This is a genomic window from Streptomyces sp. NPDC008163 (assembly GCF_042956885.1).
GTDB lineage: Bacteria > Actinomycetota > Actinomycetes > Streptomycetales > Streptomycetaceae > Streptomyces > Streptomyces drozdowiczii_A.
Map to the genome: position 1 here is coordinate 144,757 of NZ_JBIBHG010000015.1, position 14,076 is coordinate 158,832.

14 protein-coding genes are annotated in these 14,076 nt (G+C 71.9%); 9 read left to right on the forward strand and 5 right to left on the reverse strand.

The genetic code is table 11. From position 1 onward, the window contains the following. Positions 1–11: 11 nt before the first annotated feature. On the reverse strand, positions 12–1,406 hold the full coding sequence (locus ACFZAT_RS29115) for an ATP-binding protein (RefSeq protein WP_391268510.1): 1,395 nt from the start codon (positions 1,404–1,406) through the stop codon (positions 12–14). A 15-nt stretch (positions 1,407–1,421) separates the two neighbouring features. Further along, complete coding sequence (locus tag ACFZAT_RS29120) at positions 1,422–2,114, reverse strand: response regulator (RefSeq protein ID WP_391268511.1); 693 nt, start codon at positions 2,112–2,114, stop codon at positions 1,422–1,424. A 327-nt stretch (positions 2,115–2,441) separates the two neighbouring features. Here ACFZAT_RS29120 and ACFZAT_RS29125 point away from each other — a divergent pair, with 327 nt between their 5' ends. The 8 genes from ACFZAT_RS29125 to ACFZAT_RS29160 all read left to right on the forward strand — a co-directional run bounded on the left by ACFZAT_RS29125 (position 2,442) and on the right by ACFZAT_RS29160 (position 8,758). Beyond that, positions 2,442–3,230, forward strand: a complete 789-nt coding sequence (locus tag ACFZAT_RS29125) for an amino acid ABC transporter ATP-binding protein (RefSeq protein ID WP_026171813.1) — start codon at positions 2,442–2,444, stop codon at positions 3,228–3,230. Between the two features lie 69 nt (positions 3,231–3,299). Next, positions 3,300–4,142 carry a transporter substrate-binding domain-containing protein gene (locus ACFZAT_RS29130; RefSeq protein WP_391268512.1) on the forward strand — a complete coding sequence of 281 codons (843 nt, stop codon included), beginning with the start codon at positions 3,300–3,302 and terminating at the stop codon, positions 4,140–4,142. Positions 4,143–4,217: 75 nt separating this feature from the next. Continuing rightward, positions 4,218–4,886, forward strand: coding sequence for an ABC transporter permease subunit (locus tag ACFZAT_RS29135; RefSeq protein WP_391268513.1), 669 nt, complete (start codon positions 4,218–4,220; stop codon positions 4,884–4,886). Further along, entirely contained in the window at positions 4,883–5,794 is a 912-nt protein-coding gene (locus tag ACFZAT_RS29140; RefSeq protein ID WP_391268514.1) for an ABC transporter permease subunit, read from the forward strand. Before ACFZAT_RS29135 ends, ACFZAT_RS29140 begins: the two co-directional genes overlap by 4 nt. A 222-nt stretch (positions 5,795–6,016) precedes the next feature. Beyond that, positions 6,017–7,633, forward strand: a complete 1,617-nt coding sequence (locus ACFZAT_RS29145; protein ID WP_391268515.1) for an FAD-dependent monooxygenase — start codon at positions 6,017–6,019, stop codon at positions 7,631–7,633. Between the two features lie 32 nt (positions 7,634–7,665). Further along, a complete protein-coding gene (locus ACFZAT_RS29150; RefSeq protein ID WP_311307652.1) occupies positions 7,666–7,752 on the forward strand; it encodes a putative leader peptide in 87 nt (28 codons plus the stop codon). Between the two features lie 74 nt (positions 7,753–7,826). Continuing rightward, on the forward strand, positions 7,827–8,372 hold the full coding sequence (locus ACFZAT_RS29155; protein ID WP_391268516.1) for a cysteine dioxygenase: 546 nt from the start codon (positions 7,827–7,829) through the stop codon (positions 8,370–8,372). Then, positions 8,369–8,758, forward strand: a complete 390-nt coding sequence (locus tag ACFZAT_RS29160; RefSeq protein ID WP_391268517.1) for a rhodanese-like domain-containing protein — start codon at positions 8,369–8,371, stop codon at positions 8,756–8,758. The genes ACFZAT_RS29155 and ACFZAT_RS29160 overlap by 4 nt, the downstream gene beginning before the upstream one ends. Positions 8,759–8,803: 45 nt before the next feature. On the opposite strand, the gene ACFZAT_RS29165 is transcribed toward ACFZAT_RS29160, so the two are convergent. Continuing rightward, positions 8,804–11,359 carry an FtsX-like permease family protein gene (locus ACFZAT_RS29165; RefSeq protein WP_391268518.1) on the reverse strand — a complete coding sequence of 852 codons (2,556 nt, stop codon included), beginning with the start codon at positions 11,357–11,359 and terminating at the stop codon, positions 8,804–8,806. Next, a complete protein-coding gene (locus ACFZAT_RS29170; protein WP_391268519.1) occupies positions 11,356–11,955 on the reverse strand; it encodes a helix-turn-helix domain-containing protein in 600 nt (199 codons plus the stop codon). Before ACFZAT_RS29170 ends, ACFZAT_RS29165 begins: the two co-directional genes overlap by 4 nt. Before the next feature lie 868 nt (positions 11,956–12,823). On the opposite strand from ACFZAT_RS29170, the gene ACFZAT_RS29175 reads away from it, so the two are divergent. Further along, positions 12,824–13,423 (forward strand): hypothetical protein, encoded by a 600-nt coding sequence (locus ACFZAT_RS29175; RefSeq protein ID WP_391268520.1) that lies wholly within the window; start codon positions 12,824–12,826, stop codon positions 13,421–13,423. 11 nt (positions 13,424–13,434) lie between these two features. Here ACFZAT_RS29175 and recX read toward each other — a convergent pair whose 3' ends face one another. Beyond that, positions 13,435–14,076 (reverse strand): recombination regulator RecX, encoded by a 642-nt coding sequence (recX, locus tag ACFZAT_RS29180; protein ID WP_391268521.1) that lies wholly within the window; start codon positions 14,074–14,076, stop codon positions 13,435–13,437.

Sequence of the window (14,076 nt, forward strand, 5' to 3'; positions counted from 1 at the left end):
GGCCGGGCCCCTCAGCCCTTGGGGTCGTGGCGCGGCACGGAGACCGTCACGCTGAGCCCGTACGGCTCCTCGCGCGCGTACGAGAGCGAGCCGCCGCCCGCCGCCAGGAGCGCCTGGGAGATGGAGAGGCCGAGGCCCGAGCCCTGGATGTTCTGGTGCTGGGAGCTCCGCCAGAAGCGGTCCCCGACCCGTTCCAGCTCCTGGTCGGTGAGGCCGGGCCCGCCGTCCGTGACGACCACCGTGACGTCCTGGCTGCCGGAGGCGACGGTGACGCGGACCTCCTCCCCGGCGGGCGTGAACTTGAGGGCGTTGTCGATGATGGCGTCGAGGGCACTGGACAGGGCGATGGGGTCGGCCCAGGCGGTGACGGCGGGCGGTCCTTCGGCTCGGAGCCGTACGCCCTTCCCCTCGGCCACCGGGCGCCAGGACGCGACCCGTTCGGCGGTGAGGGCGCCGATGTCGGTGAGCTGGAGGTCGCTCTCGGCGTGCTCGGCGAGCGCGAGGTCGAGGAGGTCGTCCAGGACCTGGCCGAGGCGGCGGCCCTCGGTGCGCACGGAGGCGATCTCCTCGTTGCCCTCCGGCAGTTCGAGGGCGAGCAGTTCGATGCGCAGGAGCAGGGCGGCCAGCGGGTTGCGCAGCTGGTGGGAGGCGTCGGCGACGAAGGCGCGCTGCTGTTCCAGCACGTCCTCGACGTTGTCGGCCATCTCGTTGAACGAGCGTGCCAGCCGCCTGAGTTCCGGGGGGCCACCGGATGCGGCGACCCGGGAGCGCATCCGGCCGCTGGCGATGTCGTGGGCCGCCGCGTCCAGGGTCTGGACGGGCAGCAGGACCCAGCCGGTGAGCCGGATCGCGGCGCCGACGGCGACCAGCATGGCGACCGCCTCGCCCGCCGCGATCAGCAGCCAGCCGCGGATCGTGTCGCCGCGCATCTGGCCCGTCGGCGAGTCGATGACGACGACGGCGATGACGTCGCCGTCGCGCACGACGGGCGAGGCGACGACGACACGGCCGTTCTGCCAGGGCCAGACCTGCGGCGGGTCGTGGCTGCGGCGGCCGAGCAGCGCCTCGTTGAACGCGGCTCGCCCCTCCCCCTCGACGGGCAGCCGCCAGGCGTCCGGTGCCTTCGCCATGGCGGAGTCGTCACGATAGAAGACGCCGGCGCGGATCCCGTACACCGAGTTGTACGTTTCCAGCTCGGTCTGGAGGGTACGGCGCCGTTCGTCGTAGCCGCGGGTGCGCTCGGTGATGAACTGGGCGAGGGCGGCGAAGCGCGCCGTGTCGTCGATGCGGTCGATCACGACGCGCTGCTGTTCTGCGGCGGCCACGCTGACGGCGAGCGGGAAGCCGAGGGCGAGCAGGACACTCGCCATCAGGATGATGAGCAGCGGGAGCAGCCGGGTACGCACCGGGGACGTACGCCTTTACGCGGACGGGGAGACGAGGCGGTAGCCGACCCCGCGCACCGTCTCGATCAGTGCGGGCAGCCGCAGCTTGGAGCGGAGCGAGGCGACGTGCACCTCCAACGTGCGGCCCGTTCCCTCCCAGCTGGTGCGCCACACCTCGCTGATGATCTGTTCGCGGCGGAAGACCACGCCGGGGCGCTGGGCGAGCAGCGCGAGCAGGTCGAACTCCTTGCGGGTGAGCTGCACTTCCGTGCCGTCCACGCTGACCCGGCGGGTGGGCAGCTCGATGCTGACGTGCCCGAGGCGCAGGGCCGCGACGGGCGTGGACACGGTGTCCTCGTTGCTCGCGTTGCGCCGGCTGACGGCGTGGATACGGGCCAGCAGCTCCCCGGTGTCGTACGGCTTGGTCACGTAGTCGTCGGCGCCGAGGTTGAGTCCGTGGATGCGGGAACGTACGTCGGCACGGGCGGTGACCATGATCACCGGCACGGAGCTGCGCTTGCGGATCTTGCCGCACACCTCGTAGCCGTCCTGGTCGGGAAGGCCGAGATCGAGGAGGACGACACCGAAGGGCTCGGTGTCGGTCGGCAGGAGCGCCTGCAGGGCCTCGTCGCCGCTGCGGGCGTGGACCACCTGGAAGCCGTGCCGGGCGAGGATCGCGGACAGGGCGGCGGCGACATGGTTGTCGTCCTCGACGAGCAGCAGTCTCATGGCCCCCCTCTGGCAGCGGCGTGTGTCGGCGGTCGGTCCGTACGGTCGCGTACGCCCCCGGTCACTTCCCCGTTCCGGGGTGTTTCACGTAGGGGTGTACCAGGGAATCCACGCCGATGTGCGGTGGACAGTCAAGGGCCTTCGCTGTGTATCCGGGTATCCGTTATGCACCCGGTACGGCCGGTACGACCGGCGTGACGTCCCGTTCACGCGGAGTGTCCGGTTGCGGCCGGATCGTTATGCTCAATTTCCGCTCAGATGTAATGACGTTCGTAGCACTGCGTCACTAGGGTCCTTCCCAACCGAGGAGGACGGAGCAAGAAGCCGATGAGCGGAGTTTCAGTGACCAAGGGCGCCGAGGACGCTGCACCCGCGCCCGCCGGCGATCTGGTTGTGCTGAGCAACGTCAACAAGCACTTCGGCGCGCTGCATGTGCTCCAGGACATCGACCTGACGATCGCCCGCGGCGAGGTCGTGGTCGTCATCGGGCCGTCCGGGTCCGGTAAGTCCACGCTGTGCCGCACGATCAACCGCTTGGAGACGATCGACTCGGGCGCGATCACGATCGACGGGAAGCCGCTGCCCGCGGAGGGCAAGGAGCTGGCGCGACTGCGTGCCGACGTCGGCATGGTCTTCCAGTCGTTCAACCTCTTCGCCCACAAGACGGTCCTGGAAAACGTGATGCTCGGCCAGCTGAAGGTCCGCAAGACGGACAAGAAGGCGGCCGAGGACAAGGCGCGTTCGCTGCTCGACCGGGTGGGCGTCGGAACCCAGGCCGACAAGTACCCCTCCCAGCTGTCCGGCGGCCAGCAGCAGCGCGTCGCGATCGCCCGGGCCCTGGCGATGGACCCGAAGGTCATGCTCTTCGACGAGCCGACCTCGGCCCTCGACCCGGAGATGATCAACGAGGTGCTTGAGGTCATGCAGCAGCTCGCCCGCGAGGGCATGACGATGGTCGTCGTCACCCACGAGATGGGCTTCGCGCGCTCCGCGGCGAACCGGGTCGTCTTCATGGCGGACGGGAAGATCGTCGAAGAGGCCACGCCCGACCAGTTCTTCAGCAACCCGCGCAGTGACCGTGCCAAGGACTTCCTGTCGAAGATCCTTCACCACTGATGGAGCCTTCAGCACCGGTATCCGTATCTGCTGATCACTCGCATCACGTCAATTCTAGGGAATCTCACCATGCAGCTTCGTAAGGTCACCGCCGCCTCGGCCGCCGTGCTCGCCCTCGCCCTCACCGCTACCGCCTGTGGTTCCGACGACAAGGACGACTCGGCCGGTTCGGGTGGCGGCAAGAAGATCACCATCGGCATCAAGATCGACCAGCCGGGTATCGGCCTCAAGACGCCGGACGGCAAGTTCACCGGCTTCGACGTCGACGTCGCCACGTACGTCGCCAAGGAACTCGGCTACGACGCCAAGAACATCGAGTTCAAGGAGACGAAGAGCGCCGACCGCGAGACGGCCATCTCGCGCGGTGACGTGAAGTTCATCGTCGCCTCCTACTCGATCAACGACGAGCGTCTGCAGAAGGTCGACTTCGCCGGTCCGTACCTCCTCGCCCACCAGGACATCCTGGTCCGCGCGGACGACGCCTCGATCAAGAAGCCCGAGGACCTGAACAACAAGAAGCTCTGCTCGGTCACCGGCTCGACCTCGGCGCAGAACGTCAAGGACAAGCTGGCCCCGAAGGCGCAGCTGCAGGAATACGGCGGCTACTCGGAGTGCCTGACCGGCCTCGAGAACAAGGCCGTCGACGCGCTGACCACGGACGACAGCATCCTCGCCGGCTACGCCTCGCAGGACGTCAACAAGGGCAAGTTCAAGCTGGCCGGCTTCAAGATGACCAACGAGAACTACGGCATCGGCCTGAAGAAGGGCGACGCCGATCTCAAGAAGAAGATCAACGACGCGCTGACCAAGATGGTCAAGGACGGTTCGTGGGACAAGGCGGTCGAGGCCAACTTCGGTCCGGCCGGCTACAAGAACGAGCCCGCCCCGAAGATCGGCAACGTCGTCAAGTGAAGCAGGGTTGACCGGGTGCGCCGCCGCTGAACGGCGGCGCGCCGCGCCCTCCTACACGCGGAAGCACGGGAGATCGTGTTCGACTTTCTTGATGGTTATGACCTGTTGGGGGCCTTCTGGGTCACGGTGAAGCTCACCGTGTTCTCCGCCCTCGGCTCCCTCATATGGGGAACGCTGCTGGCCGGCATGAGGGTCAGCCCGGTCCCCCTGATGCGCGGTTTCGCTACCGCCTACGTGAATGTGGTCCGGAACATTCCGCTGACCGTGATCATCGTCTTCGCCTCGCTGGGCCTCTTCCAGACCCTCCAGATCACGCTGGGGGGCGGAGGCGACTTCAAGGTCATCAACTTCCGCCTCGCGGTGCTCGCCTTCACCGCCTACACCGCGTCGTTCGTGTGCGAGGCCCTCCGCTCGGGCATCAACACGGTGCCCGTCGGCCAGGCCGAGGCGGCGCGTGCACTCGGGCTCAGCTTCACCCAGGTACTCAGGCTGATCGTGCTCCCGCAGGCTTTCCGGTCGGTGGTCAACCCGCTGTCCAACGTGCTCATCGCACTGACGAAGAACACCACCGTCGCAGCGGCGATCGGGGTCGCGGAAGCCTCGTACCTCATGAAGGAAATGATCGAGAACGAAGCCCAGTTGCTGCTGATCGCGGGTGTGTTCATCCTCGGCTTCATCGTCCTGACCCTCCCGACCGGTCTCATCCTCGGATGGGTGGCCAAGAAGGTGGCGGTGAAGCGATGAGTTCCGTCCTCTACGACGCGCAGGGACCCCGCGCCAAGCGGCGCAACATCCTGTACACCGTCGTCTTCGTACTGGCCGCCGCAGCGGTGGTGTGGTGGGTGTACAACGGCCTCGCCGACAAGCACCAGCTCGACTGGGTCAAGTGGAAGCCGTTCTTCGCCGGCACCCAGGCCTGGGAGACCTACATCTGGCCGGGCTTCCAGAACACGATCAAGGCGGCGTTCTTCGCGCTGCTCATCGCGTTGCCGCTGGGCGCGCTCTTCGGGATCGGCCGGCTCTCGGACCACCGCTGGGTGCGTGTTCCGGGCGGGGTGGTCGTGGAGTTCTTCCGCGCCATTCCCGTACTGCTCCTGATGATCATCGCCAACGCGATGTACTCCGAGTACGCCGACCTCGAACCGGACACGCGTCTGCTGTACGCCGTCGTGACGGGTCTGGTGCTCTACAACGCCTCGGTCCTCGCCGAGATCGTGCGAGCCGGCATCCTGACGCTCCCCCGCGGGCAGACGGACGCGGCCAAGGCGATCGGCATGCGCAAGGGCCAGACGATGGTCTTCGTGCTGCTCCCGCAGGCGGTCACCGCGATGCTGCCGGCCATCGTCAGCCAGCTCGTGGTGATCGTGAAGGACACCGCTCTCGGCGGCGCGGTACTGAGCTACCCGGAGCTGCTGGCCTCGGTGCGGCCGATGTCCGCGAACTACGGGGCGAACACCATCGCGTGCTTCACGATCGTCGCGGTGGTCTACCTGGCGCTCAACTTCGCCCTGACATCCTTCGCGAGCTGGCTGGAGCGGTGGCTCCGGCGCGGCAAGAAGAGCACGGGCGCGGTCGTGGGCACCGGACCGGGGGGCGAACTGGAGACGATCGGTGCGCCGTCGCTCAACGTGGACGACGGACGCGCCGTCTGACGGCTCGTCGTAACGACGCCCGCGAGGGGCGGTGGCACACCTGCCACCGCCCCTCGCCGCGTTCCGGCGTCGCTTGACGCAAGCACCGGCAGTAGGTTGCATACGTTCTGTGATCGCGCACCGAGTCCCCGACGCCGCAGCACCCCCTTCGACGCCCGCGCACCTTCCGTTCCGTTCCACCGGACCGTTCCGTTCCGCCGCGCTTCCGACGGGGGACGCACCGTGGACCCGGTGATCGTCGTCGGTGCCGGGCCGGTCGGTCTGGCGCTCTCGCTCGCCCTCGCCGCGCAGGGCGTGCCGTCCGTGCTGCTCGACGAGGACCCCGACAACGACGAGACGCGCCCCGCCCGTACGGTCGTGCTGCGCGAGGACACCGCGGCCTTCCTGGAGCGGCTGGGCTGCAAGGCACTACGGGACGAGGGACTGCGCTGGTCCGGCTGGCGATCGGTACGGCGCAGGCAGCTGGTGCGCGAGCTGCCGCTCGGCGACGACCCGGTCCCGGGCGACGACGTGCCCGCCGCCCCCGTCCACGTACCGCAGCACGCGCTCGTCCGGGGCCTGCGGGACGCGGTGGCCGCGCAGGAGCTGGTGCAGACCGCCGGGCCCAGCCGGATCGACACCCTGGAGCAGGACCCGGCCGGGGTCACCGTGCACACCAGGGAGCCCGGATCGACCTGGTGGCGAGGGAGCTACCTGGTCGGCTGCGACGGCGCCCGGTCCACCGTGCGCAAACTCCTCGACATCCGGTTTCCCGGACGTACGGCGGTGGAACGGCACGCCGTGGCCGCGCTGCGCGCCGAGCTGCCCCGGCCCGGTGAGGCCGTGCTGCACCGGTCGCCGCCCTGGCGCACCGGTGGCGCCGAGGTCACCGCCAGGCCCCTGCCCGACGACGTGTGGCGGCTGGACTGGCTCCTGCCCGCGCGCGGCGAACTGGTCACGCCGGACGCGCTCGTCACCCGGGTCCGGGACACCCTGGCCGGCTGGTGCGGCGAGACACCTCCGTACGAGCTGTTGGACACCGGGGTCTACACGCTGCACCACCGGCTGGCCCGACGGTGGCGGGTGAAGCGTTCCTTCCTGGCCGGGGACGCCGCCCATCTGCTCGGCGCCCTCGGTACCCAAGGGCTCGACGAAGGGCTGCGGGACGCGGAGAACCTGGCCTGGAAGCTGGCTCTGGCCTGGCACCACGGGGCGTCCGACGCGCTCCTCGACAGCTACCAGGCCGAGCGCCGGGCCGCCGTCGCCGCACGGCTGCGCGCCGCCGACCAGTCGCTGCCGATACTGCGGGGCGGCGGAGGTCTGCGGACGCTCGTACCGGGCAGCGCACGGGGGCACGACACCCTGCTCATGGACGGGCATCTGGGCTGCGGCCCTCTCGGTGCGCCCCCTTCCTACGCGCTGTCCCCCCTTGCGCCCGCGCGCGGCGAGGCGCACACCTCGGTGGGCACGCCCCCCGGTGCGCCAGTGGCCGACGTACGGGTCACGGCGCCGGACGGCACCCCGGTGCGGCTGCGGGAGCGGCTGGGGCAGGGGCAGCTGCTCGTGGTGCTGGTGGCGCCCGGAACCGGAGTATGGGACCGGCGCCACTGGATGCGCGCCGGAGTGATGCCCCGGCTGGTGGAGGCCGTCGCGGCGCTGCCGGTGAAGGCCGAACTGCTGGTGGCCGAGAGCTATCCGGGGGCCTCCGCGCACACGGTCCTGCTGGTCAGGCCGGACGGACATCTCGTGGAGGCGTTCGGCGGGGTGCGTCCGGCCGAGCTGTTCGCGGCGGCGGACGCGGCGCGCGGCGGCGCGGCCCGGACGTCGGTGCGTGCCGACAGGACCGCGGACGTCAATTGACCCTCGCGGGCGTGCGTGGTCTACTCCCGGTCATGACCGACACCGATGTGCGCCTGTGGCGGAGGGTCCATATGGACCTGCTCCGCTATGCGGGCTGCGTGTGTCGCCCGTCCTGCTGAATCGCCTTCACCTGCCCTCGCCGTGCGCTGTGCCGCGCGGCGGGGCGTCCGCGCGAACTCTCAGGACGGTCTCCGTGTCTGCCTCACCCTTCCCCACCGCACCCGTGCCCACGCACACGTCCGCGCCGGCCCCGACCGCCGCGGAACTGCTCGACTTCGTCCGCCGCACCGCCGAGGACACCGCACTCATCGCCTCCCTTCCCCTCGACCCCGGGGGCCGGACCTGGATCCGGCTCGACGGTCCCGGTGGCAGCGAGGCATGGCTGATCGGCTGGCCGCCCGGTACCGGTACCGGCTGGCACGATCACGCCGACTCGGTCGGCGCCTTCCTCACCGCGGCCGGCACGCTCAGGGAGCACTCGCTGGCCGCCCGGCTGCCGACCGACGGCTGGAAGACCCTGGAACTGGCCGAGGACATCGACCGCACCCGGGAGCTGACCCCCGGCCGGGGCAGGGCCTTCGGCCGGCATCACGTCCACGAGGTGCTGAACGAGTCCCCCACGGAGCACGCCGTCTCCGTGCACGCGTACTACCCGCCGCTGCCGCGCATCCGCCGCTACAGCCGCACCGGCGCGGTGCTGCGCCTGGAGCAGACCGAAGGACCGGAGGACTGGCAGTGAGCGACGAGCCCATCGGCATCGACGAGTTGCTGGAGCGGGTCAGGTCCGGTTACGAACGGCTCGGCCCGCAGGAGGCGTCCACGGCGGCCGCCGGGGGCGCCCTGCTGGTGGACATCCGCTACGCGGAGCTGCGCGAGCGGGACGGGCTCATCCCGGGGGCCCTGGTCATCGAACGCAACGAGCTGGAATGGCGGCTCGACCCGCGGGGAAGCCACCGGGTACCGGAGGCGGTGGACCACGGTCTGCGGGTGGTGGTGATCTGCAACGAGGGTTACGCGTCGAGCCTGGCGGCCGAGTCGCTGCACCGGCTCGGCCTGTACCGGGCGACGGACCTGGTGGGCGGCTTCCAGGCGTGGCGCGCGGCAGGGCTTCCGGTCGAGACGTGAGACGAGGGGGCGGCCCGCCCGGGCCGCCCCCTCATGTCCCCCTCGTCACCGGCCCGCGGCCACCTCCACCGGGCGGGTCCGCAGCGCGAACCGGCCGGGCAGTGCCGTCGCGGCCAGGGCGAGCAGCCCGGCGACGCCGACCACGGTCCCGTACACCAGGGGCAGCACACCGGGCGCCGCGCTCCCCGTCATGCCGACGCTGAACGCGGTCAGTACGGCGAGCGCGATACCGGTACCGAGGGCCGCGGAGATCACCAGGACCGACAGGGTCTCGGTGCGGAGCATCCGCAGCACCTGACGGCGTGTGGCGCCCGCGAGGCGCAGCAGGGCGAACTCCCTGAAGCGTTCCGACACCGACATGGCCAGCGTGTTGACGACGGCGATGGCGGTGAAGGCGAGCACCAGGCCCATGGCGAGGAGGTTGACCTCGGCGTTCTCCTGCCCCCGGTCGGCCTGGAGCCGGTCGGCGACCGCCGGAGTGACGACCTCGACGCCGGGGAACTTCTGCACGGCGTCGGCCAGTTCGTCCCCAGGGGCGTTCCCGGCCACCAGGACCGTCGCGGCGAGCGGGTTGTCCATGTGCCGTGCGACCAGGTCGTGCGGCAGCGTGAGGTCCCCGAAGCCGAGGCCCCGCCGGTAGACGGCGGCGACGGTGAGGGTGGTGGGGGTGCCGTCCCCGAGGTGCAGGGCGAGTTCGCTGCCGACGTGCAGCCCGAGCCGGTCGGCGGCGAGTTCACTGATCGCGGCGGCCCGCCCGTCTGCGGCGAACTTCGCGAGGGAACCGCTCGTCACGCCCGGGTCCCAGGTGCGGGTGAGCCCCTGGCCGGTGACGCCCTGTGCGGCGTACTTCTCCAGGCCCACCCGCACGGTGGTCCGTACGACCTCCGTGGCGGCGGTGACGCCGGGCGTCGCACGGACCGCCTCGGTGGCCGCCGACGGCACGCCGGGTCCCTGCGCGCCGAGCACCCAGGTGGCGCGGGTGCCCTCCCTGGCCTGGGCGCGGGCTGCGTCGCCGACGGTCGGCTGGAGGAAGAGGACCGTGCAGGTCATGCCGATGAGCAGGGTGAGCGGGGTGACGACGGAGGCCATCCGGGTGGAGTTTCCCCGGACGTTGGCGGTGGCCAGGGTGCTCATCGGACCCGTCCGCCGGAGCACGCCGGCCGTCAGGAAGGCGGCGGCCCGCACGAGGAGGGGCCCCAGCAGCGAGACCGCCGTGGCCAGCACCACCACGGCCAGGAAGGTCACGGGGGTCGAGGCGGCCTCGGTTCGCAGCACGCTCAGGACACCCACCAGCGTGCCGCCGCCGGCGAGCAGGAGCAGCCCCACGAGGACGCGCATCCGGGCCGGGCGGCGGCGCTCGACCGCGGACTCGGCCATCGCCTCGGCCGGACGCAGCCCGGCGATCCGGCGGCCGGAGATCCGGGCGGCCGCCCAGGCGCCGAACAGGGTGACGGCGACGGCCGCGCAGGCGGGGAGGGCTCCGGCCGTGCGTTCCAGAGTCGGCGGGATCACGCCCATACCGGTGAACCGGGCGTGCAGCCAGGCGGCGAGCGGCAGTCCGGCGAGGGCGCCCAGGACCCCGGCGAAGGCTCCGACGACCAGGGCCTCCCGGCCGAGCAGCCGGCGGACCTGACGCGAGGTGGCGGCGATGGTACGGAGCAGGGCCAGCTCGCGGTGGCGCTGCTGGATGGAGAGGGCGAACGTCCCGACCGCGACGAGCACCGAGACCAGCAGCGAGGTGCCGCCCATGGCCCCGCCCATCGAGACCAGCTTGACGCGGGCCCCCGCCGCGTCGAGGAATTCGACCGGTCCGCGGCCGTCACCCGTCGCCACCTGGGCGGTGGTGCCCTTGAGGGCGGCCGTGACCTGCTCCTTGAGCGTGCCCGTGTCGGTCCCGGGCTCGGGGAGGACGCCGATCGCGCTGACCCGGCCGGCGCGGTCCGCGAGCCGCTGGGCCTCCGCGTCGGAGAAGAAAAGCGAGCGCTGCTGCCGGAGTTCGCCCCTGTCCCGGGGCGTGGCAATGCCGCTGATGCGGTACGTGCGCGGGGCGCGGGTCGACTGCACGGTGACCCGGTCACCGGTCGCGAGGCCCGCCCGTACGGCGAGGGTCCGGTCGATCACCACGTCGTCGGCGGACGCCGGGGCGCGGCCGGCGGTCAGCGCGAAGGGGGTCAGCGGGGCGGACGACCAGGCGTGCCCGCGGAAGGGGACGTCGTCGTCCGCTGCGTGGGCGGGGAGCCCGAGCGGCTGGGCGAGGAAGGTCAGTTCGGGGACGACCGTGCGGACACCCGGCAGATGGCGCAGCCGGTCCGCGGTGGCGGCGGGCAGCCAGGCACGTTCGGCGACGGGCTTCGCCTTGTGCTTGATCTTCGTCTTGCCGTTGCCCTTGTGCTTGACGGTCGTGCGGTGGACGTTCTGGTCGGCGGAGACGATCAGTGGCGTGGCCGCGTACCGCTCGGTGGCGATCCGGCCGCGCAGGCCTGTCTCCAGCAGGGTGCCGCAGGCGGTGACGAGCGCCGCGGCACACATGAGGGCGAGGAACGCCCCGAGGAATCCCGCCTTGCGGTGCCGGATCGTCCGCAGGGCATAGCGCAGCATCATGAGGCGTCCATCTCTGATCGTCCGGGGTCCGGGAAGGCGAGCAGGCGGGTGTGGACCGTCCGGGCACCCGGTGCGGTGTCGGCGCCGGGGCGCCGGTAGCGGTTCATCAGGGCGATGTACTCCTCGAAGAACGCGCGGAGTTCGGGGAGGGTGAGGCTCAACGCGCCCCGCGAGTAGGCGAAGGCGTCGGCCCACTCGTCCGGCGCCGCGTCGGCGCTCTCGCGCTGGAGCCGTTCGAAGAGGGCGAGGTCGGCGGCGTACGCGTGCCGGTTCAGCTCGTCGATGACGAGGCGCAGTTCGGGCGTGCGGCGGGACGGCGGCGGGAAGCGCCGGTCCCCGGGGACGGCCCGCCACCACCTGCCGCGACGCCCGTCCGGCTCCTGCGGCTCGGTGTCCGCCACGAAGCCGTAGCGGGCCAGTTCACGCAGGTGATAGCTGGTTGCCCCGGTGTTCAGCCCCAGCGCCCGGGCGAGGATCGCGGAGGTCGCGGGGCCGTGCAGACCGAGGTGCTGAAGAATCTGCTGACGTCGCGGCTGGGCAAGCGCTTTGAGCGCTGCCAACTCCGTGATCTCGGTACCACCGGGGTTCTTTGGCATGCGTCACACACTGCTCTGTGCACAGATACCTGTGCACTGGAGCATCCCGGCGTCTCCGTAGGGGGGTTGTCCCCCGGAAGGGGGCGGGGTGGGTACGGCTGCGTGGGCGCGCTTCCGCGCGGGGCGAGGGGAAGTTCCCCGCCGGACGGGGGCCGCGCGCCCGGCCGCGCGGGCGAGGACGGGGGACGTGCGCCCCGCCGCACGGGCGAGGCGACGTGAAGCTCACCGTCGGAGGCGGGCCGAGCGCTGGGCCGGCGCCCGTCGCACGCGGAGGTCGGCTGACCGCGGGGCACGGCACCGACCGACGGAACCCCGCGCGGTGCGCGGGTACGAAACGCAGCCGCCCGTACGGGCCGACTGAGCCGGGTAGCGGCTCACCGCCGGGTCCTGCCCGGTCCGGGCGCAGCGCCTCTGCAGCCGCGCCGATCCGGGCCGGCTGCCTGCCGGACCCGGATGGGCACGGCACGGCACGGCTCGCGGCGAGGGCGGTGCGCCGCCAAGCCCGGCCTGAGGCCGCACCGGAAGCGCGGGCGCAGGCGCGATACGGGGCATCGGTGCAGCCGTGCCCACGCCGACGGCTCACCGCTCATCCCGCGAGGGCCGGGCGCGCAGCGGTGCGGCGCAGATCGCGGCATCAGCCGCACCGGGTGCGGGAACCTGCGGGCACCGGCGCCTCAGCAACCCCGCGTGCGGTGCCGTTCGCCACCGGAATGCCGCGTGACACACCCGTATGGCGTCGCTCAGGTGGAGCGGTCCGGAGGGCGGGCGGACATTCGCCTCACGGCGGGCGCGGCCGTTCCGGCCCGGCCCGCTCGCCGGAACGCCATCAGGGGAGCCGGTACGCCGCTACGACGGGGAGCACGCACCGATGCCGACCACCGCCCTCACCCCCGACGAACTCGACGCCCAGGCCGCGCGCCTCCATGACACGGACGCCTGGCGGCAAATCGTCACCGGCTGGGACCTGACCGCGCCGGCCGAGCCGGTCCCCGCTGCCGACTGGCGCACCCTGCTCTCCGTGCCGGTGGACCGGCTGATCGCCGACACCGTCCGGGCGCTGCCCCCCGCCGCACCGCGCGAGCGTCCGCTCCCCGGGCGCATCGGCGCGATCCTGCCCGACCGGCTCCACGCGTGGCGGCGCGTCGGGCGGCCCGATGTGCGGCCGTCCGTCCATCTCGCCCACGCCCGGCTGGTCCTGACCGAGTGGGGCTGGCAGAACACCCCGTACCGGCTGCGCAACATCCGGGGCGCCCGCTGCGTCTGCGGCGCCATGCTCACCGCGCACCGCCTGGGCTACGGCTCCGCCGAGACGGTCGACCGGGCCGGGGCCTGGATGATCGCGGAGCTGCGCTTCCGGGGCTGGACCGGGCTGATCGGCCCCTGGAACCGCTACCCGGGGCGTACCGCCGCGGACGCCCTCGCACTGATCGACGCCACCATCAGCCGCGCGGCCCGCGCGGGCCAGTAGCGGCCGCCGGCTCAGAAGGGCTCGTCCAGCCCCTCCGTGTCCTCCCCCTCTTCCTCCAGCGCCCGGCGCACCACGCGCAGGGCCATCCCCTCGCCGTACCCCTTGCGGGCGAGCATGCCCGCGAGGCGGCGCAGGCGTTTGTCGCGGTCCAGTCCACGGGTGGACCGGAGCTTGCGGGCGACGAGCTCCCGCGCGGTCTCCTCCTCCTGCTCGGAGTCGAGCTGCCCGACGGCTTCGTCGATCACGACGGCGTCCACGCCCTTGGTCCGCAGCTCACGGACCAGCGCCCGGCGGGCGAGCCCCCGGCCGTGGTGCCGTGACTCCACCCAGGCGTCGGCGAATGCGGCGTCATCGATCAGCCCGACGTCCTCGAAGCGGGACAGCACCTCTTCGGCCGCCTCGTCCGGGATCTCTCGCTTGCGGAGGGCGTCCGCGAGCTGCTTGCGGGTGCGCGGTGTGCCGGTGAGCAGGCGCAGACAGATGTTGCGGGCCTGCTCGACCGGGTCGCGCGGTTCCCCCTTCTCGGCCCTCGACGAGGAGGGGGAACCGCTGTCACTGGACCGGGAGCGGGAACGGCGTCCCGCTCCCTCACCGGATCCGGAGGCCACGCCGGGGTCGGCGGCGCCGGCCGGCCACTCAGTACGACGCGTCAC